Genomic DNA, 23,070 nt, shown 5'->3' with positions numbered 1-23,070 from the left:
TCAGAACAGATCGGCGTCCAGCGCCATCACCGGGTCGGCACCGCTCTCGATGCGATTGAGGTGGGTAGCGGTCATCGGCAACTGGCGCGCCATGTAGAAGCGCCCCGTAGCGACCTTGGCTTTCAGCCATTCGGCATCGCCATCGCCCGCCGCCAACCGGTCCTCCGCCGCGACTGCCATCCTTGCCCACATAAGGCCAAGGCAGACGTGCCCGAAGAGGTGCATGAAGTCATACGACCCCGAAAGCGCCGCGTTCGGGTTCTTCATGCCATTCTGCATGAAAAACATGCCCGCCGCCTGCAGATCCTTCGAGGCGGCCTTCAGCGGGTCACGGAAATTCTTGTCGAAGCCCTCCGAACGGCCCTTCGTTTCCTTGATGAAGTCGGTGACCATCGCGAAGAAGGCCATCACGTGCTTGCCGCCGTCCTGCGCCAGCTTGCGGCCCACAAGGTCCAGCGCCTGCACGCCGTTCGCGCCTTCGTAGATCATCGCGATCCGGGCGTCGCGGGCGAATTGCGACATGCCCCATTCCTCGATGTAGCCGTGGCCGCCGTAGACCTGCTGTGCGGCCGTCGCCATCTCGAAGCCCTTGTCCGTCAGGAACCCCTTGATCACCGGCGTCAGCAGCGAAATCAGCCCGTTCGCCGCCTCGTCGCTATTGCGATGCGCGCGGTCGATCATCTGCGCACCCCAGTAGGTAAAGGCCCGCGCCCCTTCAACAAAGGACTTCTGCTCCATGAGGTTACGCCGGATGTCGGGGTGCACGATCAACGGATCGGCGGGACCGTCGGGGTTCTTCGCGCCCGTCACGTCGCGCCCCTGCAGGCGGTCCTTCGCGTAGATTACCGCATTCTGATAGGCGGCCTCGGCCTGGGCGTAGCCCTGCAGGCCCACACCCAGACGCGCCTCGTTCATCATGGTGAACATGGCGCGCATGCCCTTGTGCTCCTGCCCCAGCAGGTAGCCCGTGGCGCCATCGTAGTTCATCACGCAGGTCGAATTGCCGTGAATCCCCATCTTTTCTTCGATCTTGCCGACCGAGACGCCGTTGCGCTCGCCCACCATGCCATCGGCACCAACCAGGAACTTCGGCACGACAAAGAGCGACACGCCCTTGATGCCGTCCGGGCCACCGGGGATCTTCGCCAGAACGAGGTGAACAACGTTCTCGCTCATGTCGTGGTCACCAGCGGAGATGAAGATCTTCTGACCGGTGACCTTGTAGCTGCCGTCCGCCTGCGGTTCCGCCTTCGTGCGCATCAGGCCCAGATCGGTGCCGCAATGCGGCTCCGTCAGGTTCATGGTGCCGGTCCACTCGCAGGTGACCATCTTCGGCAGCCATGTGGCCTTCTGTTCGTCGGTGCCATGCGTATGGATCGCCGAATAGGCGCCATGCGTCAGGCCCTGATACATGTTAAAGGCCATGTTGGCCGCCGAGAACTGTTCGCCCACGGCGGTCGCCACGACATAGGGCAACCCCTGGCCGCCATACTCGGGATCACAATCGAGCGCGGTCCAGCCGCCTTCACGCACCGCGTCGAAGGCTGCCTTGAACCCCTCCGGCGTGCGGACCACGCCGTTCTCCAGAACGCACCCCTGCGTGTCGCCCACCGTATTCAGCGGCGCGGTCACGTCGCGGGCCACCTTGCCCGCCTCGTCGAGGATCGCTTCAAGCGTCTCGCGATCGAGGTCGTCGTAACCCGGAATGTCCGCCTCGCCCACTTTCAGCAGGTCGTTCAGCACGAACATCTGGTCTTTGACAGGTGCGTTGTAGCTCGGCATGTCTCTCTCCCGTTATCCTCGCCGGTCCCTCGTCCCGGCCCGTGGGCGGCAGAAGATTACTCCGCCGCCGCCTTGTTCTCCATCGACGCGATCATCTTCGCGCCCCATTCCATCTGGTCCTTCAGCTCGCCGATGGCGACATCCAGTTCCTCGCGCTGCCGGATCATCTCCGCCATCCGCGCCTCGGCGATCTCGTAGGCCTTGTGCAGCTGGGTGCGCTGCTGGTCGCCGACGCTGTACAGGTCCAGAAGCTGGCGAATATCCTCAAGGCTGAACCCGAACCGCTTGCCCCGCAGGATCAGCGTAAGCCGCGCCCGCTCGCGCCGCGTGTACAGCCGTTTCTGGCCTTCGCGGATCGGCGTCAGCAGTTCCTTCTGCTCGTAAAAACGCAGGGTTCTGGGGGTCACCTCGTAGGCGTCGCACATCTCCCGGATGGTCATCAGTTTGTCTTCGGTCATCGTCGCGTTTCCTCGCTTTACGTTGCGGCTCGGCGGGAAGTGCGATGTCTCGGCCCTCCTTACAATGGGAGATGCCGTTGACGTAACTTCAACGCTACGTCATTTCGCAACTTACGTAACTTCCCGCAAGCTCATTGGCTGAAAGTGGTAATTTCGTTGCGGCCGACGACGAGGCCAGAGTAGGGAATTCCCCACCCGCCAAGCCGCGTCTTCAAACCGCTTTGGTTAATTTCGGCGATCCCGGGCGTTCGTTCCGAGCGAATGCGTCGTCTCGTCCCGAAGCGCTTTGAGCTCGGCCATGGCCTCTTCAAGCTGCGTCTTCTGCTCTGCCAGTTCCGCCAGCTGGCGATCGGCCATTTCGACCCAGGTCTTCATCTGGGCCTCGGTTCCTTCCTTCTCATAGATCAGGAGCCATTGCCGGATATCCTCCAGCTGAAAGCCGAACTTGCGACCGCGCAGGATCAGGGTCATCCGCGCAATTTCGCGCGGGCCGTAGAATCGCGACCGGCCCTCCTTTTTCGGGGTGAGCAACTCGATATACTCGTAATACCTCAAGGTGCGCGGGGTCACATCGAACTTCGCACACATTTCCTTGAAGCTCAGACGCACGTCTTCCATTCCAAAGCCTCGGTTTCATCCCCGGCTTTACGCTAGTGCGCCGCGCACCCGAGGACAACCATTCAGGCGGATAGCCGCGCAACCCTGCGGTTGCTTGCCGATGGCCCGATGACGGGCACCGAGTGAGCAAACCTTCGGCCCTCCGGGAACGGGCTGGAGCCGGCCCTGAATTGGGCCTGAACTGGGCCTGAACTGGGCCTGAACTGGGCCTGAACTGGGCATGAACTGGGCCTGAACTGGGCCCCGGCGCCAGCCGACGCGGGGCCGCGGCAGGGGGCGTCGGGGCAGCGATTGACCCCGCCGGGGACCCGTGCCACCGTCCGGGCGACCGACCGGATCGCTCTTCCGCCAAGGACAGGACAGCACCATGACCGCCGACAAGGCCCGCATCGCAAAGCAGTTCATCGAAACCATTCCCCATTCCCGCGCGCTGGGGATGCGCATCACCGAGATCGGCGATGGCGTGGCCGCGATCGAGATGCCCTATGACGACCGCTTCATCGGCGATCCGGAAACGGGGGTGATACACGGTGGCGCGGTCTCCGCCCTGATGGATACCTGCGGCGGGGCGGCAGTGATGAGCCATCCGCGCGCGCCGGCAGGCACTGCGACGATCAACCTGCGCATCGACTATATGCGCCCCGCCACGCCGGGCCAGACCATCCGCGCGCGGGCCGAATGCTATCATATCACGCGCTCGGTCGCCTTCATCCGCGCGACGGCGCTCGACGATGATTCAGACCGCCCCGTGGCGACAGCGACCGGCGCTTTCACCGTCGAACCCTCGCGCAGCGACGCGGCAAAAACACGCAAGGAGGGCAACTGACATGGCACGCCAGACCCCCGAACCCGTCCAGGTGGTCAAGCAACGTCGCGATGCGGCGCTCTCGGCGCTGGTGCACGGCGTGCCCTATATCGCGTGGCTCGGCGTGCAGTTCGACCGCCGCGGCGATGAACTCACCGCCGTGTTGCCCTTCCACGAAGAGCTCATCGGCAACCCCTTCCTGCCCGCCATCCACGGCGGTGTGACCTCGGCCTTTCTCGAGGTCACCGCCATGATCACGCTGAACTGGACATGGCTCTGGTCGGACATCGAATCCGGCGCACTCGATGCCGAATCGATGGTACAGGGCCAGATGCCGCGCCTGCCAAAAACCATCGATTTCACGGTGGACTACCTCCGTTCGGGACTGCCGCGCGACGCCTACGCCCGCGCCTTCGTCACCCGCTCCGGGCGCCGCTACGCTTCCGTTCGTGCAGAGGCGTGGCAGGATAACCGCGACAAACCTTTTGCGCAGGCCACGGCGCATTTCCTGATGCCGCGCAACGACACAGCATGACGCGGGGCGTGATCAAAGCCTGATCCGGACCCGAACCGGACCTGTTCCAGTCCTGCCCCAAGCCGGAATGTCGGGCAGGGTCCTCTTCTCATTGAGGAAGACTTCGTTGAAAAGGTTCGCCCGGGTTTCCGCGATCCGCGCGAGACCCGCAACATGCCGGCCCAGGGCCACGCGGTCGATGTGGACTCAGTCGGGCGCGAAAAGGTCACTGCCCCCGACACGGCCTGCCGCCTCCCTTCCGGTGGTATTTCGCACCAAAGCCGCCAAGACCGGGCCCCTGCTTCTTTGGTCCCACAAATACCGCGGGGGAGTCCGCCGCAGGCGGGCGGGGGCAGCGCCCCCCGCTGCTTTGCCGTTATTTGCAGTTTTGCGGGCAGCCCGTCGGCACGTCCATGCCGGCCCCTGGGCGCCAATGCTGCAAGGGTTTCAGCACATGAGATGCGCGGGCGGGAGGCCCTCGAGCTCCGGGGCGAGGAGCGCGGCGAAGTCGGTTTCCAGCTTCGCCGACAGGCCGTGTTGCGCGGCGGGATCGGGGATCAGGACAACGCGCCGGATGATCGGGCGCAGGAACTGGCCGGTCTGGTCGACGAGGTCGGGATCGCTCAGCAGTTGCTCCATCCGCGCGATGGCGCCCTCGAAGAGGGTGGCCGGGTCGGGCATGGTGGTGGATGCGGTCTCGGCCTTTGCGCGGAGGTGGCGCGGGTGACCTGGGCACGGCGCCGCATCCTCGACGATGTCGTAGCCATAGGCCGAGGAATGCGTCCGGTTGCGTGCCAGCGCGCCCTGCATGCCGCGCTTCATATGCGCCCCGATCATCTCCGAGAGCATCTGCGCGCCGTAGCCCTGCAGCAGCACCGTCATGAAGTTCTGCGGCCCCTCGATCACAGAGTAAAGCTGGATGCCCCGGAGCGTGAACAGGTCCCAGGCTTCGAGCGTGTGGGTCAGGTTGCGGCTGAGCCGGCCGACCGCCCCGGTCACGATGGTGTCGAAGGCACCGTCCGCGTCCGCCAGCAGCTTCAGGAAGCCCGGGCGATCCTTCTTGCGGCCGGTCATCGCTTGGTCGGTATAGACCTCGACCGGCTCCAAGACCTCGCGCGCGCAGTGCTCCCGCCCCATCTGCAGCTGGTCCTCGATCAAGGTCTCCTCCTGCTGGGTGGAGTTGTAGCGTCGCATAGCGGTGCGGAAGGTCTGCGCGATCGCGGCGGCACTCGGCGCCCCAGTCAGTATGGGAGCGGAAACACCGATCTCACAATCGTGGAACACCACTCAACCAGGATGACGGCCCGTTACGGTCCAGACCAGGCCTTGGCAATAATCGCTCTCGCTGCGGCGCGGCGCCCTCGAACCTGACATTGCCATCCCGTTGCCTTGCCGCCCGGACTTCTTGTGAACAATCTTTGGCTGATACGGAACGCAACCGTTCTTCGCTGGTGAGACCGCCACTTGTCCTCCTTCCTCCGAAAGGCCAATAATCAGAAAAAATTCTGGGCAAGCTAAGGCGATTGCTCAGTATTCTATCCGAGAATTGTTCCAAGGCGCTTCTTCATGTCTGCATCCCTTTCCAACGTCCTTCGGTATTGGCGGACATCGCTTGCAGATGGCGCACTCGGAGAAGGGACGTTTCGGGCGGCGGATCAAAAACGCTTCAACAAGCTCCCGAATGACGCTCTCAAGACAGGCTGCCTGTCAAAACAGCTGGTTCAGACGCTGTTTCAAGGAAAGGATGGCGCCGGAACGGTTTCGGTTCGCTTCTGGCCCTTGGTGACCGCACGAAGGGCTTCGCATGCTGCCTCGCGCGCGGATGGCATGCCGGAGATGGTTGCCCCGGTGGTCACCGAGGGCTTTGTGGATCGGGCAGGAAGGCTTGTGCCGACGCGCAATGCCATAGCGCGCGATCTGCTGACACCGTTGCCCCGCGGTGCCTTTGCACTTGGGTCGGTGGAGGCGCTTGACGCATTCCTGACGACGACACCCTTGCCAGAAACAACGACCGCCGACGTATGGCAGGACTATCGCCAGCATTGCCGCCAGATGGTCGACGCACTGTCGCCGGGTTGGCCCTCGGACGAAACCGAATACCTCCCGATTGGCAGCGGCTTCATCGAAGTGTCTGAAGGTGCCGATGCAACGGTGCGAGGGATGCTGGATCTCTACGACAGTCTGCTGGCTGACGAGCCGGATGCGCCGCTTCTGCGCCAAATTGGCGGTCCTACCAGATCAGATAGGGCACCGGATGTCTCCATCGAGCGGGCATTCGCCCGGCGCCTCGGACATTCGAATCCGCATTTCCCGCTGGCAGAACACCAACGGCATGTCCTGGCATGGCTCGATGCCGCGAAACCTGGCGAGGTGATTGCGGTGAACGGGCCGCCCGGGACCGGCAAGACAACCATGCTGCTCTCGGCCGTGGCGGGACTATGGGTGAAAACCGCGCTCGACGGAGGCGACCCGCCGGTGATTGTGGCGGCGTCGTCCAACAATCAGGCGGTCACCAACATCATCGACGCCTTCGGCAAGGATTTCGCAGTGGGCGAGGGTGTGTTCGCCGGGCGCTGGTTGCCGGATATCAAGAGCTTCGGGGTGTTCCTGCCGTCGCATTCTAGGCGCATGGAAGCCGCACAACGCTACCAGACGGAGGCCTTTCAGGCGGAATGCGAGTCCGTAGCCTATGTCGAACGCGCCAAGATCGCCTGGCTGGAAGCGGCTGGAAAGGCCTTCCCGGAGTCCGAGGGGGCGGACGTCGCCGGGTTTGTTGAGAAGCTCCGGCATAGGTTGACTGATGAGGTCAATAAACTCCGAGACCTCGATACGGCATTGGACCGCCGCAAATCCTGCGCTGCTGCCCTCTTGTCGGAGCTCGGCAAAGATCCGGATACAGAGCAGGCCCGCCGCGCAGATACAGTCCACGCCAGTCGCAAAGAGGCCGATCGACTGGCGGCCGCGCACATGACGCTCACCCATTATCTCGCCTCGGAGTCCTGGCTCATCGGCATGTTCGGGTTCTTGTCCTCGGTCAAGCGCAAGCGCGCCTTGCGGGCGCGACTGGCTATCGGAGAGGATCTGGACGTTGTACAGGACGTAACCCGCATCGAGGATATCGACACGCGTGTGACGGATGCCCTGAGAGACCGCAAGAAGGCCCTGTCCATCGCCGAGCAGAGCCTGTCCCGCGCCGAAAGCGTGAGGGAGCAGACGTTGGCCAGCGAATTGGCGTGGCGCAAGGCCAAGGAACGCTTCGGAGGCTCGGAGAACTTAAGCGAACTGGAAAAGCAGGCAGACATCGGCACGCGTTTCGAACTCTTCCTGCTCGCGACCCATTATTGGGAAGGGCGTTGGCTCATGGCGATGGAGGCCGATCTCGGCACTATCACCACATCGCATGACAAGACCGGCCGAAAGGCCGTCGAGCCGCGCTGGAAACGCCGGATGATGCTGACGCCATGCGCCGTGGCCACTTTCGCCAGCCTGCCCGGGAAACTTTCCTGCAGCCGGTACCAGGGCGGCAAATTCGCGAAGGACAGCCTGTACAACTTCATCGACCTGCTGATCGTAGACGAGGCCGGGCAGGTCCTGCCCGAGGTCGCCGGCGCCTCGTTCGCCTTGGCCAAACGCGCGCTGGTTATCGGCGATACGCAGCAGATCGAGCCGATCTCAGCCGTGCCGGGCCCCGTCGATATCGGGAATCTCAGAGACAGCGGATTGATCGATGGTGAAGAGGTCCCGGACCAGATCAACGTCAGTGGTGTTCGGTCGACGAGCGGCAGCGCCATGCGCCTCGCGCAACAGGCCTGCCAGATCGCTCCCTGGCCCGAATTGGACAGAGGGCTCTTTCTGTTCGAACATCGCCGTTGCCATGACGAAATCATCGGGTTCAGCAACGCCCTGTGCTACAAGGGCAAACTGCGCCCGATGCGTGGCCCGGCCCCGTCGGACGCTCCGCTACCTGCGCTTGGCTATTTGCATGTCGAAGGTCGTGCGTTCACGAGTGGCGGAAGCCGCGCCAACCCGGTCGAGGCCCGGACCATCGCCGCCTGGCTGAAGGACAGCCGTGCCTTGCTCGAAGGCCGCTATGGTCGCCCATTGGAGCAGGTTGTCGGGGTCGTCACTCCTTTTGGCCAGCAAGTGCGCGCCATCCGCGACGCCTGCACCGCACGTGGCATCACCGTCTCGGGACGCGACGGCATGACAATCGGCACCGTACACGCCCTGCAAGGCGCTGAACGGCCCGTGGTGATCTTTTCGCCCGTCTATTCCAAACACGCCGACGGAGGGTTCATCGACGCCTCGCCCAGCATGCTGAACGTGACCGTCTCGCGCGCGAAGGACAGCTGCCTCGTCTTCGGCGACATGGATGTTCTCGCCACCGCCCGGAGCGGTTCCCCCCGTGCCTTGTTGTCCGAATTCCTGGCCGCAAGGGGCAAGGCGTTGGATTTTGCCATGGAACCCCGCGAAGACCTGACACGAGGCGAGGCAAAGATCGAGATGCTTCAACATGCCGCCGAGCACGACGTCTTCTTGCTGGATGCTCTGAGAGGCGAAGGTCGCAGATACATGATCATCAGCCCTTGGGTCGTCGCCGGAACCATCGAGAGGACCGGGCTGCTGGATGCCATGGCGACGGCACGCCAGCGTGGAGCCAACATCGAGGTCTTTTCCGACCCATTGCTGAACACCGGCCCCGCAGCGGGCGGGCTCAGCCAGATGGATGCCGTCGAGCGCAGGCTCGCCGAACTTGGCGTAGCAATGCACAGGGTCCCAAAGCTGCACAGCAAGATTGTGACGGTCGACAAGGATCTCCTTTGCGCCGGATCGTTCAACTGGCTGAGCGCAGATCGGAAAGGACAATACGCCAGGCACGAAACCTCGTTCGTCTACCGCGGCAAACACCTTGAAGACGAAATCAAAACCATCCGCGACGGCCTCATGCAGCGCGCGAAGTAATACCCGCCCCTCAACGGACCTACGTCCCGATGGCCATCGCTGCGATGCAGCTTCCCTCAACCGGCCATCGATGGCATCATGCACCATGATCTGACCATCAATCGGTCGCCCCCGGTGCTTGCCTCGTTCATCGGCAAGCATCCGGCGTAGGCCGCGGTCATGCAGCGAGTTGGCGCACCGGTGGCTGCCAGTTCCAGGGCAGAAGGTCCGACACCCGTGAGGCCGTGGTGTTGGGCAGTCTTGCGAGGACGTCGGTGAGCCAAGCCTGCGGGTCGATGTCTTTGATCTTGGCGGTGACGATCAGGGAATACATGAAGGCCGCGCGGTCGCCGCCGCGTTCCGATCCGGCGAAGAGCCATGATTTCCGGCCGGACGCCACGCCGCGCAGCGCCCTTTCGGCCGCGTTGTTCGTCAGGCAGATGCGCCCGCCCTCGAGGAACCTTGTGAAGGCGGACCAGCGGTCCTTTGCGCGCATGTAGCCGATCGCCTTGGCGACCGGATTGTGGCGGGACAGGACGCCCAACTCGGAGCGCATCCAGCCGTGCAAGTCTTCGACGAGCGGGGCCGCCCGTTGCCGGGTCTCGAGCCGTGCGCTGGCATCCATGCCCTTGATCTGGCGCTCAAGGTCGAAGATGGCATCGATCCTGGCCACCGCCTCGAGTGCGATGGGCGATTTGTCGTGAGCAACCTTGCCCTTGTGGGCACGCCCCTGGATGTCGGCGAGTTCCAGGAACATGCGTCGGGCATGGCTCCAGCACAGCGCGCTCGGATCACGGTCGCCGCGGTAAAGATCGTTGTAACCGCCATAGGCATCCGCCTGCAGGATGCCCTGCCACCCGGCGAGATGTCGGTTCGGTTGGGCCATCCCGCGATCCCGGGAGACGTGGAACAGCGCGGCCGGTGCTGCCCCGCCGCCGAAGGGACGATCGTCGCGGACATAGGTCCAGAGCCGGGCCGTCTGCGTTCCGCCCTTTGCCAGAAGCGGCACCGTGGTGTCGTCCATTGCCCGGCAGGCGCATGCGAAGCATGCTGCCGAGAGGGGCCATGCAGGCGGTTGCCATCGAGGGCAACCGTTGGGCGCCTTGCTCCATCGGAGCGGCGCAATCACCTTGACCTGGCTACGTTCCACCCTTCATCTGTGCACCGGACAGAACGCAGGAGCCCCAGTGCAGACCGCCGAGCAGACCGCCCCGACTCCCGCCAGTGCCCCCGCGAGCGACCCGGCCCGAACCGTGGCCAGCACCCCGATCACCCATTCCCGTGTGCTGAAAATCGCCTTTCCGATTCTCCTCGCGAATGTCACCGTACCCATTCTGGGCGCGGTCGATACCGGTGTCGTCGGACAGATCCCCGCGCCCGAACCCATCGCCGCCGTCGGCGTTGGCGCCATCGTGCTGACCTCGGTCTACTGGATCTTCGGCTTTCTGCGCATGGGCACCGCCGGGCTGACCGCGCAGGCCACCGGGCAGGGCAATGGTGCCGAGGTCGCGGCCCTGCTCACCCGCTCCCTCATGATCGGCGCGCTCGGCGGCGTTGCTCTCATCCTGCTGCAATCGCTCATCTTCGCCGGAGCCTTTGCCCTGTCCCCTGCCTCGCGAGAGGTCGAATCCCTTGCTCGCCAGTACATGACGATCCGCATCTGGTCGGCCCCTGCCGCCATTGCCATCTACGGCATCAACGGCTGGCTCATTGCGCAGGAACGCGCCCGCCAGGTTCTCGCTCTCCAGCTCTGGATGAACGGCGCCAATGTCGGGCTTGACCTCTTCTTCGTGCTCTCGCTGGGCTGGGGCGTGCAGGGCGTCGCGTTCGCCACCTTCCTGTCGGAATGGTCCGGCCTCGCGCTCGGCCTCTGGCTTTGCCGCGCTGCCTTCGGTCAGCCCGCGTGGCGCGACATGGCCCGCGTCTTCGACCGGGCAAAGCTGAAACGCATGGCTGTCGTCAACACCGACATCCTGATCCGATCGCTCCTGTTGCAGGCGATCTTCACCTCGTTCCTGCTGCTGGGCGGACGGTTCGATTCCACCACGCTCGCCGCCAATCAGGTGCTTTTGCAGTTCCTCTCCATCACCGCCTACGCGCTGGACGGCTTCGCTTTCGCGGCAGAGGCGCTGGTGGGGCAGGCCCTCGGTGCCCGCGCGGCGGACAAACTCAGGCGGGCGGCGGTGCTCACCAGCCTCTGGGGCTTGATCTCCAACTTCATCTTCATGCTGGCCTTCGCCCTTGCCGGGGGCTGGATCATCGACCTCATGGCGACCGATCCGACGGTGCGGGATGCTGCGCGGCTCTACCTGCCGTGGATGGTGGCGGCCCCGCTGGTGGGGCTGGCGTCGTGGATGCTCGACGGTATCTTCATCGGGGCGACGCGGACGGCGGACATGCGCAACATGATGGCGTTGTCCTTTGCCGCCTATGCCGTCGCCGTCTATGTGCTCATGCCGATCATGGGCAATCACGGACTCTGGGCCGCGCTCATGATCAGTTTCATCGCGCGGGGGGCGACGCTCGCCCTCCGCTATCCTGCGCTGGAACGTGCGGCGCTTACAGCGGCCGCGCCGTGATCCGGTAGACAAAGGCGTCCGGGTCCAGTTCGTCCTGCGCGCGCCCGCCGATTTCCGCCTGCGGGTACATCATGAAAGGCAGGGTGCGCTCCGACCCTTTCAGCTGGACGTCATGGGCGTCGTTCAGGCACAGCCAGTTGCCTTCGGAGGCGCCGAACAGTGCCGCGCGCACGTCCTGCACCGCCGTATCCTCCAGCGTCAGCGTCTTCGGCGGCTCTTCGAGAACGACCTTGCGCACGTCCGCCGGATCCGCCGGAACCCAGCCGATCCCCTCGACGAAGACCTCCGCCCGGCAGTGCTGCGCCTTTGTCACCACTTCGGACCCGGCGCCAAGGCTCTTGTAGCCGAAGTCCGACGGCGCCACGCGCAGACCGTAAAGATCGCGCGCTGGCAGCCCAGCAGCGCGCGCCAACCCTACGTAGAGCGCGTTCAGGTCGGCGCATTTGCCCGTCAGGTCGCCCGTCTCCAGCATGGAGGCGATGTCCCCCAGCCCGCAACCCCGCGTTTCGGGATCGCGTTCGGTCTGTTCCACCACCCAGTCGTAGATGCGCTTTGCCTTGTCGGCGTCGTTGACGGCGCCATCGGTGATCTCCTGCGCCGTCTTCAGGACAAGGCCGTTCAGTGGCAGCAGCGCGGTGGCGCGCAGATTGCGGGCGCGGGCCTCCTCCGACAGTGTGGCGCCGGTCCAGGCGGTCAGTTCCACCGCTCGGCTCTGGACGGCGGCACGGCTCACCACCTCCAGCACCGCGGGGGAGGACCCCTTGTCGAATACCGCGTGCACATAGGCCACGCCCTGTTCGGCATCCGTCACCAGCTCGGCCTTGCCGGTGGTCTTGAACGTGGTCTCGCCGGGGCGCGACCAGTGCGGGTCCGTCAGATAGGGCACCGGCACCCAGACCTGCGCCGCTTTGCCCCCGCGCGGCAGTTCCACCCGCGTGGTCAGCTCAAAGGCGCGCCAGCCTTCGGGCTTTGGCGCGTAGGCGGCAAGGACCGCGCGGGGCAGGGCCGCAGCAGCGGCAAGCCCGGTCATCGCGGAGCGTCGGTTGAGGATCATGGCGTCGTCCTTGGTCACGGGAAATCGTCGCAGCCCCTATAGGCCGACGCGGCCAGTGCTTCAACGCTCGGGCGTAGGGTGGGCGATACATTCAATTCGTGCGATTTTGCCCCGGTGGCGCGCCCGCCGGCCCGTCCACGGGCCATCCACACCCGATCCGTCGGCCCGGTTCCGGCGCGGTTCTGGACCCGCCGCACCCCTTGGCGGTCAGCGGATTTTTTGCCTCTGGCCTTTTGCGCACCACATCCACTATGCAGTTGCGGTCAATCAGGGGAGAGGCGCAATGGACGATCTCGTAAACAGCTTCATGAACGGGCCCGATGAAAAGGGTCGTTTCGGCATCTTCGGCGGGCGCTTCGTGTCCGAGACGTTGATGCCGCTGATCCTCTCGCTCGAGGAAGAATACGAGAAGGCCAAGACCGATGACTCCTTCTGGGAGGAAATGGACTGGCTGTGGAAGCACTACGTGGGCCGTCCCTCGCCGCTGTATTACGCGGAGCGCCTGACGGACCGTCTGGGCGGCGCCAAGATCTACCTCAAGCGCGACGAGTTGAACCACACCGGCGCGCATAAGATCAACAATGTGCTGGGCCAGATCATCCTTGCCCGCCGCATGGGCAAGACCCGCATCATCGCTGAAACGGGTGCCGGCCAGCATGGCGTGGCGACGGCGACTGTCTGCGCCAAGTTCGGCCTGAAATGTGTCGTCTACATGGGCGCGCATGACGTCGAGCGTCAGCAGCCCAACGTCTTTCGGATGCGTCTGCTGGGCGCGGAGGTGATCCCCGTGACCTCTGGCCGCGGGACGCTGAAGGACGCCATGAATGACGCGCTGCGCGACTGGGTGACCAACGTACGCGACACCTTCTACTGCATCGGCACGGTGGCAGGTCCGCACCCGTACCCGGCCATGGTCCGCGATTTCCAATCGATCATCGGCAAGGAAGCCAGGGAACAGATGATGGAGCAGGAGGGCCGTCTGCCCGACACGCTCGTCGCCGCCATCGGAGGCGGATCCAACGCCATGGGGCTGTTCTACCCCTTCCTCGACGACAAGGGCGTCAGGATCATCGGCGTCGAGGCGGGCGGCAAGGGCGTCAACGACAAGATGGAGCATTGCGCGTCCCTGACCGGCGGGCGTCCTGGCGTTCTGCATGGCAACCGCACCTACTTGTTGCAGGATGACGACGGGCAGATACTCGAGGGCTTCTCGATCTCCGCCGGTCTCGATTATCCCGGGATCGGGCCGGAACACGCCTGGCTGCACGATATCGGGCGCGCCGAATATGTGGCGATCACCGACAAGGAGGCGCTCGAGGCCTTCCAGCTGTGCTGCGCGACCGAAGGCATCATCCCCGCGCTCGAACCGTCCCACGCACTCGCCCATGTGATGAAGATCGCACCGGACCTGCCAGAGGATCACCTGATCTGCATGAACATGTGCGGACGGGGGGACAAGGACATCTTCACGGTGGCAAAGCACCTCGGCTTTGACATGGGCTAAAAGCCTGACGGTAAAGGCTGTAAACCTGAGTTTATGGCCTTTACTTCTGTGGTTTATTGCTGTTTTCGCCGTCGGCACCCAAATTTATCGTCGATGCGGTGGTGCGCTTGTCGGGTCCTGAAACGCGAAGCGAATGTCCCCAACACCTGCTCCGCGTGCGGCAAGCTCTCTGGATCTCGACAGTGTTTGCGGCGCACCACCGTATCGCCCTATCCTTGACCGACTCACTGATGCAGGTGCCCCGAACCCCAGGAGACGTGGTATGGCCGGACGTTTTCCGTTCCCGAGGCTCTGTGCCGTCGCGCTGATGCTGGCGGGGCAGGGCGCTTCGGCACAAAGCGCGCTCGACACTGTGGTCGATCAGCTCGAGACTCAGCGCTACGAGGAAATCGAGATCCGGCGCACCTTCCTCGGTCGCATCCGTATCAACGCCACCGGGCAGGGGCGCGCGAGAGAGATCGTCATCAACCCCTCCACCGGTGCCATTCTACGCGACTACACGAGCACGGACCGCCCCGCCACCGATGACAGCGGCACCACACCGGGCCGCCCGGAGCCACGTGCCAAGGGCGACCACCGTGCCGTACCGCCGGACCTTGATGATCACCCCGAGCCCCGCGATCGCGACGACAGGCCCGACCCTGATGATCGCCCGGACCGCGACGACCGGGGTGCGGCACTCGCGCCCCCCGCAGGAACACCAGGCGCGTGACCCCCCGCGCGGGTTTCGCCCTGCTCATGCTTTTGCAGCTCGGCTGCGGCGGCTTCCTGTTGCTCGATATCCTCGCCTCGCTCTTTGGCATCCAGTACCGACCGCTGTCCTGGGCCCTCATGGAACTCATCCAGATCGGTGCCGTGCTGGGCCTGCTCCTCGGTGTCGGGGGCAGCATTCTTCTCATGCGGCAGGCGACCCGGCGCCAGCAGGACGCCGAATCCCGCCTCCGCCTCGCCTCCGGCGCTTTCATGGAAGTGATCGAGGAACGCTTCGCGGACTGGGCACTCAGCCCGGCGGAACGCGACGTGGCGATGTTCTTGATCAAGGGGCTGTCGACAGCCGAGATCGCCGTCCTGCGTCACACATCGGAAGGCACCGTAAAGGCGCAGACCAACGCGATTTACCGCAAGGCGGGCGTATCCGGGCGCGCGCAACTCCTCAGCCTCTTCATCGAAGATCTGCTGGATGAGCCCGTCAGGCGCGCGGAGGATGCAGCCTAATTCTGTGGATAGATTGGAAATTGGCAAGAATTTCGGTGCTGGACCCCTCAGACAGCACCTTTCCTATCGCTTATTAACGGCACCGCTCAGGATAACAATCAACGGACCGTCTTCCCTAGCCCTGCCACGCATGCGCTTCGAGCACCGCCAGCGGCATGACCTCCAGCGCGCGGATATGGGTCGCAGAAAGGTTCACCTTTGGCGCGCAACCCTCGTCATGGGCCTGTAAAAACCGCTCTGCGCACAAGCACCAGCGATCACCCGGCTTCAACCCCGCAAAGCGGAATGCCGGCATCGGGGACGAAAGATCATTGCCGACGTATTTGGAGAAGGCCAGAAACTCCGCCGTCATCACCGCGCATACCGTATGGTTGCCGCGATCCTCGACGCAGGTGTTGCAGGCGCCATCGCGGAAAAAACCGGTCAGCGGCTGCTGGGAACAGGTCTCAAGCGGCCCGCCCAAGACATTGATCGAAGGATCCTTTTTCATACCTTGCCCTCTCCTGTTGCGATGCGTCGAAACATGTCGAGCGCATCCTCGAACGCACCGTGCTCGCGAAAATTCCGGTCTGCCGCGTTCACGGCGATGACCGTGCCGCTGCTTCGGTCGATGTAGACGTATTGCCCGTAGACCCCGCGCGCCATGAATTCGCCCGGCCGCGCATCCGCAGCCATCCACCACTGATAGCCGTATTGCCGTGCGCCTTCCTTCGTGCGCGCGGAGGGCCGGGTGCTTTCCGCCACCCAGTCGGCGGGCACGATCTGGCGACCCCCGAAACGCCCCATCTGACGGAACATTTCTCCCATGCGGCTGTAGTCGCGCGTCGTCAGGTTCAGCCCGCCCAAGGCGAAAGCCACCCCGTAACCGTCTGTCAGATAATAGGGTTGGCCATATGTACCCAGCGGGCGCAGTAGCTTCTCCGCCATCAGATCGGGCAGATCGCGACCGGTCGCCGCGCGCGCCACCATGCCCAGCACATGCGTGTCGATGGAGACGTATTCCCACGCCTCTCCCGGCGAGTGTGCGCGGACCGTCAGCCCTGCGGCAAAGCGGTCCATCGACCCACCCAGCGCCAGAACACGTCCCATCTTGTTGATGTCGCTCCAGAAGTCGAGGTAATCCTCATCGAATTCCACCCCCGAGGACATCTGCAAAACGTTGAGGATCGTGACGCCATCGTAGGCCGATCCCTTCAGCTCAGGGACATATTCCACCACTTGGGCACCGAGCGAGTCCACATGACCTTCGGCCACGAGGATGCCGAAAAGCCCCGACAAATAGGATTTCGCCACCGACCACGAAATCCGCTCGTCGGCTTGCCCGGTGCCCAGCCGGTAGGCTTCATGCACCCGCACGCCGCTTTTCAGGATCACCACGCCGGTGATGGCGCGCCGCTTCAGCCAGGCGTCCCAGCCATCGGGCAGCGTCACCGCGGGTCCCTCCGGCAGCGGCTCCGGTGCGGCGCCCGCGTCCAGCGGCACGGCACGAAACAGCGAGTCCATATGGCTGAAATTCCAGACGATGCGGTCCTCGGAAAACAGGCTCTGCACCGCCATCAGCCGGATGATATCCTCTCGTTTCCATGCGGCAAGACTCGCCAGAACGACCGCCAGAACCGCCAGCGCGTATCCCAGCCGCCGCATCACCGGAACTTGTCCGCGAGGCGCTGCAAAGGGTTGCGCGTGTCCGTCTGTGGTTCGGGTTCCTGCTTGGGGGCGGGGGCGTCGGGCTTTGGTGTCTTTGAGGACCGAGCCGGAGCCACGCGCCGCGCCACGGCGTTCTGAAAACCTGATTGGTCGCCTCCAGCCAACGCCGGGGCCCCGTCGGAGATCCCGCGCAAGAGGTCGTCCAGCCAGTCCTGATCAGCCTTGTGGAAATCGTGCAGCACATAGGCCGCCACCAGCTCCTTGCGACCCGGATGCCCGATACCCAGCCGCACCCGCCGGTAGGCCTCGCCGATATGCGCATGGATCGAACGCAGCCCGTTGTGGCCGGCATGACCGCCCCCCACCTTTACCCGGCATTTACCGGGGGCGAGGTCCAATTCGTCGTGAAAGACTGTGACATCGCCGGGCTCGAGCTTGTAGAAGCGCATGGCCTCGCCGACCGACTGGCCAGAGAGGTTCATGAAGGTGCCCGGTTTCAAAAGGAGGACTTTTTCATTGCCCAGCCGCCCTTCGGCGCAATGTCCCTGAAAACGGGATTTCCAAGGGCCAAAGCCGTGGTCCTCCGCGATCCGGTCAAGTGCCATAAAGCCGATGTTGTGCCGGTTGCCCGCGTATTTGGCGCCGGGATTACCGAGACCCGTAAATATCTGCACCTTGTCCTCCGTTTGTGTCCCGCCCTGTCTACGGCAGGTGGCCGCAACGGAAAAGGCCCCCGCCGATGGGCGAGGGCCTTCGAGGTAAGCAAGGAACGGAGGATTACTCCTCGACGGCCTCTGCTGCTGTTTCTTCTTCTTCGTCGTCGGACGCGGCCAGACCCGAGGGGGCCGAGATATTGGCAATCACGAAGTTCCGGTCGATGGTCGCCTTCACGCCTTCCGGCAGGGTGACGTCGTTGATGTGCACGATGTCGCCGATCTTGAGGCCGGTGAGGTCGACGGTGATCTTCTCCGGGATGTCCCCGGCGGTGACGACCAGTTCGACTTCGTTGCGGACCACGGTCAGCACGCCGCCGCGCTTGATGCCGGGCGCGGCCTCTTCGTTGATGAACTCGACGGGGATGTAGAGGTTCACCTTCGAGGTGCGGCGCAGACGCATGAAGTCGACGTGCGTCGGCAGGTCCTTCACGATGTCACGCTGAACGTCGCGGCAGATGACGCGGACGTCGTCGTGACCTTCGACCTGCAGGTTCCACAGGGTGGACTTGAAGCGACCTTCCTTCAGCTGCTTCAGCAGGACGTTGAAGGGCATCTGGATCGGAAGCGGCTCTTTTTCGCCACCGAAAACGATGCCCGGAACCATGCCGTCGCGGCGTGCCTGACGAGCGGCGCCCTTGCCTGTCCCCGTCCGTTCCTGAGCTTGAAGATCAGGGATCTCACCAGCCATGTTGTATCTCCTAGGGTTAAGGGGGTGCCTCCAAGGCTGTCACCCCGCATGAAGCGTGGCCTTTAGGATGGATCGGGGGGATTGGCAAGGGCTTTGTGGCCGCCTCAGATCTTGATGCCGCTGAGGTAGTAGACCTCGACGGAGACGTCGCCGTGGGCGATCTGCTCGCGCAGGGCGCGGGACTTGTCATGGGGCCAGGACTGCTGGGCGGCGGGGCAGAGGGCACGAAGACCGAGGCCGATGCTCGCGGGGCGGGTCAGTGCGTCGACCCATGAGGCGAAATTGAAATACCGGGTGGCATCCTCGGAGAGGTTGGGTTCGGCGTCGAACTGGAGGTAGCGGTGCGGGGGCAGGCCGTTGCGGTTGCCGATATTGCCGCCGTTGATGGCGGCGGTGAGGACCGCTTCGGAAGCCTGGTTCCAGCCGACGGCGGCATGGGCGCGTCCGCTCCAGCGGGCAGCGGCGAGGGTCTGGGCAGCGTAGAGTTCGGTGTAGGGAAGGGACGGGAGGAGGAAATGTCCGGCCATGGTGGCGCTCCTGATCTGAAAACGGATTCATCCGTCAAACGGGACGGGCACGCGCAAAATACCGGGTGGCGGAATATCCGCCGGGGCCGAAGAATGGGGCCCCTGAGGCGGACTCTATGTCAGGTTGAGCAATGGCGCAATGGGTCGGGTGGGGCCCCGGGTGACGGCTCCCAGAGGTTTCGCGGCGAAACCTGTGTTTGTTTTCAATGGGTTGTACTGGCTTGCGCCCGGAGAGAGGTTGAAATTCGGTTATCCGAGCGCGCGGTGGAAGGCAATCGGTAAAGCGTCATAGTGTTGCCATCCTCAATAGCCGATTCTCGCGAATGCTTCGGTCAAGTCGTTAGGTTCAATTGTCGCCATGCCTTTAAGGCTGATCGTGTGCTGTTTTTCACTAACAACTTTAACAAGCCTCTCGTAGATGTGTTCCGAAAGGGACGAGGGAGAATTTCTAAGCTGATTTGCGATCGAGTCTATCGAGAATATTGCGGTTCGTTCCCTGCCTGTTCGGCTTCGGGCGCGAGATAAACGCTTTTTTAACAAAGTTTGCGCTTTTCCCCGCAGCGTCTTGAATTGATGGGCTGACAAGTCTTTGGGTATAAATCCGGAAAAGTCGAGGAAAGTCTCAAGGTCTGACGCGTTTGTTGCGGCAGATATCATGTACGTAACAACGTGAGGGGTCTTTCCAAATTCTGTGGTAAGCTCATTAAGGAGAAGCCTTCGATTGTTGGGTGTGGTGACTGCCTCTATTTGCTGCATCTTTAACACAATTGGTAAGCTGTCGCGATCGATCCAATCAATTTTTGCGTTTCCAAAAATCGTTGTGTCGTCGATTAGTGTGTTTGAGTTCTTGGCCGATTGCCTAAGGTCCGATCCTGAAAAATCGAAACCTCTTAGATCGGCCCCGCAAAAGTCCAGATTCCGCAGATTGGTATGCTGGAAATCTCGCTTGGGGTCTAGCCCGGAAGCCTTCACGAGAAGATCAAAACGAGGCGTGTTACTCTCATATACCGCTTTTATTGCTCGAAGGTCTTCGTGGTCTAGGTAGTCTTCAACAAGGCGCATCACTCCTCCACTACTTCGCTTCGGGAAATTGCGACGAATGAACTTGACCTGCCTCCAAGTGAGTTGGCGGACTCACGTGCTATGGCACGTTTCAGTATCTGGGAGATAATTGCATCCTTGTTCCTCCATTCTAACATCGATCTGTTTAGCTTGTTTCCCTGCTTTGCCTTGACCTCGATGCTTCGCCTAGAAACTTGCACCTCGCCAGTTATGGCGAACCGATTTCCTCCACTCTTTTTTCTAATTTCGCACAGTGTGGCCCCGGGAATTGCGGTCCCCTCAATTGGCTCACTTGAGTCACCGGAGACAGAGCGTGCTCTGATCTCCCAGCTATCGTTGGGACGCGCCTCTACAGGAAGATAATGCTTGTTTTGCTCGCGTGACCGCGTTCGCTTAGCTTCGCCGCCAATTTTTGCCGTGGTATTTCCGCCGTAACTGGCGTCTACGCTGGCGTTTGCTCCGATGCTAGCAGATGCATCAGACATGGTGTCCAGCCGGTCATTTTCCACAACGTCTTCTAGTAACCTATCTCCAAAGGCTGTGCCGATAACCGACTCAGCGCCCTCCATTGTCAAGCGAAGGTGCGCTCTAAGCACCCCAATTTGGTACTCTCGGTCACCGTACTCAAATAGCATATTTCCAAAAACTAACCGACACACCAATTGTGTGACGTGTTCATCCTTCAAGCATTCTAGCCGAAGTTCGGATAGTTCGGTGAGAGGATTCTGGCTTCTGGATTGAAGACGAGGTTCCTGCAATTTTTATACCTGCTCTGGCTGCGCGCTGCCAGAAGCATATGTATCCTCGGGTTGTGTTTCAATATCGGCATCCCGTTTTAATGGTTTCACCCCCACTCCCCCGAAAACCCCTTCGGCACCATGAGGATGTCCCGGTCCACCGTGTTCACGTCGCGGTGTCCGCAGAGCGCCATGGACATGTCCAGTTCCTTGTGGATGACTTCGAGGGCCTTGGTGACACCGGCTTCGCCCATGGCGCCCAGGCCATAGACATAGGCGCGGCCGATCCAGACGCCCTTGGCGCCCATGGCCACGGCTTTCAGCACGTCCTGGCCGGAGCGGATGCCGCTGTCGAGGTGGACTTCGATCTTGTCGCCCACGGCGTCGAGGATGGGTTCGAGCGCACGGATGGAGGAGAGGGCGCCGTCGAGTTGCCGTCCGCCGTGGTTCGACACCACGATGGCGTCGGCGCCGACGTTGCAGGCCTCCAGCGCGTCGCGGGGGTCGATGATGCCCTTGATGATCAGCGGGCCGTCCCACATGCGGCGGAATTCACGGATGCGGTCCCAGTTCAGCGACTGGTCGAAGCTTTGCGCCGTCCATTCGGTGAGCGAGCGCGGGTTGGTGACGTTCTGCGCGTGGCCGATGATGTTGCGGAAGGTGCGGCGTTCGGTCTGGAGCATCTCCAGCCCCCAGCGGACCTTGGTCGCGAGGTTGGCGACGGATTTCGGGGTGAGTTTCGGCGGCGCGGTGAGGCCGTTCTTCAGGTCCTTGTGGCGCTGGCCGAGAAGCTGGAGGTCGACGGTGATGACGGCGGCGGAGCATTTCGCGGCCTTCGCGCGGTCGAAGAGGCGCTTCATGAAGTCGTCGTCGCGCAGGGTGTAGACCTGCATCCAGAAGGGTTTGGACGTGTTTTCGGCCACGTCCTCGATCGAGCAGATGGACATGGTGGAGAGGCAATAGGGGACGCCGAATTTCTCGGCGGCGCGGGCGGCCTTGATCTCGCCGTCGGCGGATTGCATGCCGGTCAGCCCGACGGGGGCGAGGGCCACGGGCATGGCGACGTCCTGGCCGATCATCTGCGTCCGGGTGGAGCGGTTGGCCATGTCGATGGCAACGCGCTGGCGCAGGTAGATCTGATCGAAGTCGGAGGTGTTCTCGCGGAAGGTCTGTTCCGACCAGGAGCCGGATTCGCAGTAGTCGTAGAACATCTTGGGCACGCGGCGGCGGTGGATGCGCTTGAGATCGTCGATGTTGGTGATGACGGGCATTGGGGCCTCCGGGTGCGAAATTGGTAAGGGAGGGTTACCAATGGGAAGGGGGCCGCGCAAGGGTGATCCGCACCGCGTCCGGTCAGAGGCGGACGCGGTGGCGGGGCGGAACCGACGTACGGGTCCGCCGCCGGGGCAGGGGGAGGCGGACGGGCGCGCTCAGGCGCTGTGCGCGCCGTCCGAGAGGGATCGGACGAAGGCGAGGATCTCGGGGACCGGCTTCTTCTCGGCGATCCGGGCGACGATGGCGGTGCCGACGACGGTGCCGTCGGCCACGGCGGCGATGTCGCGCGCGGACTCGGGCGTGCGCACGCCAAAGCCCACGATGATCGGCAGGTCGGTGGCCTTCTTCAGGCGCGCGACCTCGGGCGCGACGTCGGCAGCCCTGGCCTCGGCCGCGCCGGTGATCCCGGTGATGGAGACGTAGTAGACGAAACCGGAGGTGTTCTGCATCACTTTGGGCAGGCGCTTGTCGTCGGTGGTCGGCGTGGCGAGGCGGATGAAGTTCAGGCCGGCCTTCTGGGCGGGCAGGCAGAGTTCCTCGTCCTCCTCGGGCGGCAGGTCGACGATGATCAGGCCGTCGATGCCGGCCTCCTTTGCCTCCGCGAGGAAGGTGTCGACGCCGCGCGAATAGATCGGGTTGTAGTAGCCCATCAGCACGATGGGGGTCTCGTTGTCGCCGGTACGGAAGTCGCGCACCATCTGCAGCGTCTTCTGCAGCGTCATGCCAGCCTCCAGCGCGCGCTGACCTGCCAGCTGGATCGTCGGTCCGTCGGCCATGGGATCGGTGAAGGGCAGGCCCAGCTCGATCACGTCGACGCCCGCACCCGGCAGGCCCTTCATGACGGCCAGAGACGTCTCGATGTCCGGATCGCCCGCCATGATATAGGAGACAAAGGCTTTCTTCCCTTCGGCGCGGAGTTGGGCGAACTTGGATTCGATGCGGGTCATG

At 63.2% G+C, this 23,070-nt stretch carries 22 protein-coding genes; 7 read left to right on the top strand and 15 right to left on the bottom strand.

Features of this window, described 5'->3' with window-relative positions:
• The 3 genes from J5474_RS02585 to J5474_RS02575 form a co-directional block, all read right to left on the bottom strand.
• A complete protein-coding gene (locus J5474_RS02585; RefSeq protein WP_209359011.1) occupies window positions 1-1,782 on the bottom strand; it encodes an acyl-CoA dehydrogenase C-terminal domain-containing protein in 1,782 nt (593 codons plus the stop codon).
• Window positions 1,783-1,838: 56 nt separating this feature from the next.
• Complete coding sequence (locus J5474_RS02580) at window positions 1,839-2,240, bottom strand: MerR family transcriptional regulator (protein WP_209359009.1); 402 nt, start codon at window positions 2,238-2,240, stop codon at window positions 1,839-1,841.
• A 225-nt stretch (window positions 2,241-2,465) separates the two neighbouring features.
• Window positions 2,466-2,858 (bottom strand): MerR family transcriptional regulator, encoded by a 393-nt coding sequence (locus J5474_RS02575; protein ID WP_209359006.1) that lies wholly within the window; start codon window positions 2,856-2,858, stop codon window positions 2,466-2,468.
• Window positions 2,859-3,225: 367 nt separating this feature from the next.
• On the opposite strand from J5474_RS02575, the gene J5474_RS02570 reads away from it, so the two are divergent.
• The gene (locus tag J5474_RS02570; protein ID WP_209359004.1) at window positions 3,226-3,684 is read left to right on the top strand and encodes a PaaI family thioesterase; all 459 of its coding nucleotides are present in this window, start codon (window positions 3,226-3,228) and stop codon (window positions 3,682-3,684) included.
• A 1-nt stretch (window position 3,685) separates the two neighbouring features.
• Window positions 3,686-4,198 (top strand): PaaI family thioesterase, encoded by a 513-nt coding sequence (locus J5474_RS02565; RefSeq protein ID WP_209359002.1) that lies wholly within the window; start codon window positions 3,686-3,688, stop codon window positions 4,196-4,198.
• 426 nt (window positions 4,199-4,624) lie between these two features.
• On the opposite strand, the gene J5474_RS02560 is transcribed toward J5474_RS02565, so the two are convergent.
• Complete coding sequence (locus J5474_RS02560; RefSeq protein WP_280842481.1) at window positions 4,625-5,371, bottom strand: recombinase family protein; 747 nt, start codon at window positions 5,369-5,371, stop codon at window positions 4,625-4,627.
• Between the two features lie 372 nt (window positions 5,372-5,743).
• Here J5474_RS02560 and J5474_RS02555 point away from each other — a divergent pair, with 372 nt between their 5' ends.
• Complete coding sequence (locus J5474_RS02555) at window positions 5,744-9,139, top strand: AAA domain-containing protein (RefSeq protein ID WP_209358998.1); 3,396 nt, start codon at window positions 5,744-5,746, stop codon at window positions 9,137-9,139.
• A 157-nt stretch (window positions 9,140-9,296) separates the two neighbouring features.
• Here J5474_RS02555 and tnpC read toward each other — a convergent pair whose 3' ends face one another.
• Window positions 9,297-10,247, bottom strand: a complete 951-nt coding sequence (gene tnpC / locus J5474_RS02550; protein WP_425342856.1) for an IS66 family transposase — start codon at window positions 10,245-10,247, stop codon at window positions 9,297-9,299.
• Between the two features lie 124 nt (window positions 10,248-10,371).
• Here tnpC and J5474_RS02545 point away from each other — a divergent pair, with 124 nt between their 5' ends.
• Window positions 10,372-11,697, top strand: a complete 1,326-nt coding sequence (locus J5474_RS02545) for an MATE family efflux transporter (RefSeq protein ID WP_209359495.1) — start codon at window positions 10,372-10,374, stop codon at window positions 11,695-11,697.
• Here J5474_RS02545 and J5474_RS02540 read toward each other — a convergent pair.
• On the bottom strand, window positions 11,678-12,751 hold the full coding sequence (locus tag J5474_RS02540) for a transglutaminase-like domain-containing protein (RefSeq protein ID WP_209358996.1): 1,074 nt from the start codon (window positions 12,749-12,751) through the stop codon (window positions 11,678-11,680). The two genes, J5474_RS02545 and J5474_RS02540, sit on opposite strands and share 20 nt — an antisense overlap.
• Before the next feature lie 283 nt (window positions 12,752-13,034).
• Between J5474_RS02540 and trpB the strand changes: the two genes are divergently transcribed.
• The 3 genes from trpB (at window position 13,035) to J5474_RS02525 (ending at window position 15,470) form a co-directional block, all read left to right on the top strand.
• Window positions 13,035-14,255 (top strand): tryptophan synthase subunit beta, encoded by a 1,221-nt coding sequence (gene trpB, locus J5474_RS02535; RefSeq protein WP_209358994.1) that lies wholly within the window; start codon window positions 13,035-13,037, stop codon window positions 14,253-14,255.
• Window positions 14,256-14,517: 262 nt separating this feature from the next.
• Window positions 14,518-14,967 (top strand): hypothetical protein, encoded by a 450-nt coding sequence (locus J5474_RS02530; RefSeq protein WP_209358992.1) that lies wholly within the window; start codon window positions 14,518-14,520, stop codon window positions 14,965-14,967.
• Window positions 14,964-15,470, top strand: a complete 507-nt coding sequence (locus tag J5474_RS02525) for a helix-turn-helix transcriptional regulator (RefSeq protein WP_342454000.1) — start codon at window positions 14,964-14,966, stop codon at window positions 15,468-15,470. Before J5474_RS02530 ends, J5474_RS02525 begins: the two co-directional genes overlap by 4 nt.
• Window positions 15,471-15,585: 115 nt before the next feature.
• Here J5474_RS02525 and J5474_RS02520 read toward each other — a convergent pair whose 3' ends face one another.
• From J5474_RS02520 to trpA, 9 genes are all read right to left on the bottom strand, one after another.
• The gene (locus tag J5474_RS02520; protein ID WP_209358990.1) at window positions 15,586-15,960 is read right to left on the bottom strand and encodes a DUF2237 family protein; all 375 of its coding nucleotides are present in this window, start codon (window positions 15,958-15,960) and stop codon (window positions 15,586-15,588) included.
• Window positions 15,957-17,114 (bottom strand): serine hydrolase domain-containing protein, encoded by a 1,158-nt coding sequence (locus J5474_RS02515; RefSeq protein WP_209358988.1) that lies wholly within the window; start codon window positions 17,112-17,114, stop codon window positions 15,957-15,959. Before J5474_RS02515 ends, J5474_RS02520 begins: the two co-directional genes overlap by 4 nt.
• Entirely contained in the window at window positions 17,114-17,791 is a 678-nt protein-coding gene (pth, locus tag J5474_RS02510; RefSeq protein ID WP_209358986.1) for an aminoacyl-tRNA hydrolase, read from the bottom strand. Before pth ends, J5474_RS02515 begins: the two co-directional genes overlap by 1 nt.
• Before the next feature lie 103 nt (window positions 17,792-17,894).
• Window positions 17,895-18,521 (bottom strand): 50S ribosomal protein L25/general stress protein Ctc, encoded by a 627-nt coding sequence (locus tag J5474_RS02505; protein ID WP_209358984.1) that lies wholly within the window; start codon window positions 18,519-18,521, stop codon window positions 17,895-17,897.
• 104 nt (window positions 18,522-18,625) lie between these two features.
• Entirely contained in the window at window positions 18,626-19,048 is a 423-nt protein-coding gene (locus J5474_RS02500; protein ID WP_209358983.1) for a hypothetical protein, read from the bottom strand.
• A gap of 303 nt (window positions 19,049-19,351) precedes the next feature.
• A complete protein-coding gene (locus tag J5474_RS02495) occupies window positions 19,352-20,110 on the bottom strand; it encodes a pentapeptide repeat-containing protein (protein WP_209358982.1) in 759 nt (252 codons plus the stop codon).
• Window positions 20,110-20,685 carry a hypothetical protein gene (locus J5474_RS02490; RefSeq protein WP_209358980.1) on the bottom strand — a complete coding sequence of 192 codons (576 nt, stop codon included), beginning with the start codon at window positions 20,683-20,685 and terminating at the stop codon, window positions 20,110-20,112. The genes J5474_RS02495 and J5474_RS02490 overlap by 1 nt, the downstream gene beginning before the upstream one ends.
• Window positions 20,686-20,954: 269 nt before the next feature.
• Window positions 20,955-22,118 carry an alpha-hydroxy acid oxidase gene (locus J5474_RS02485; protein WP_209358978.1) on the bottom strand — a complete coding sequence of 388 codons (1,164 nt, stop codon included), beginning with the start codon at window positions 22,116-22,118 and terminating at the stop codon, window positions 20,955-20,957.
• Between the two features lie 159 nt (window positions 22,119-22,277).
• A complete protein-coding gene (trpA, locus tag J5474_RS02480; RefSeq protein WP_209358976.1) occupies window positions 22,278-23,069 on the bottom strand; it encodes a tryptophan synthase subunit alpha in 792 nt (263 codons plus the stop codon).
• Between the last annotated feature and the right edge of the window lies 1 nt (window position 23,070).

The sequence above is a fragment of the Sagittula salina genome (genome assembly GCF_017813235.1).
GTDB classification, from domain to species: domain Bacteria; phylum Pseudomonadota; class Alphaproteobacteria; order Rhodobacterales; family Rhodobacteraceae; genus Sagittula; species Sagittula salina.
This window is presented reverse-complemented; position numbering and strand designations above follow the sequence as displayed.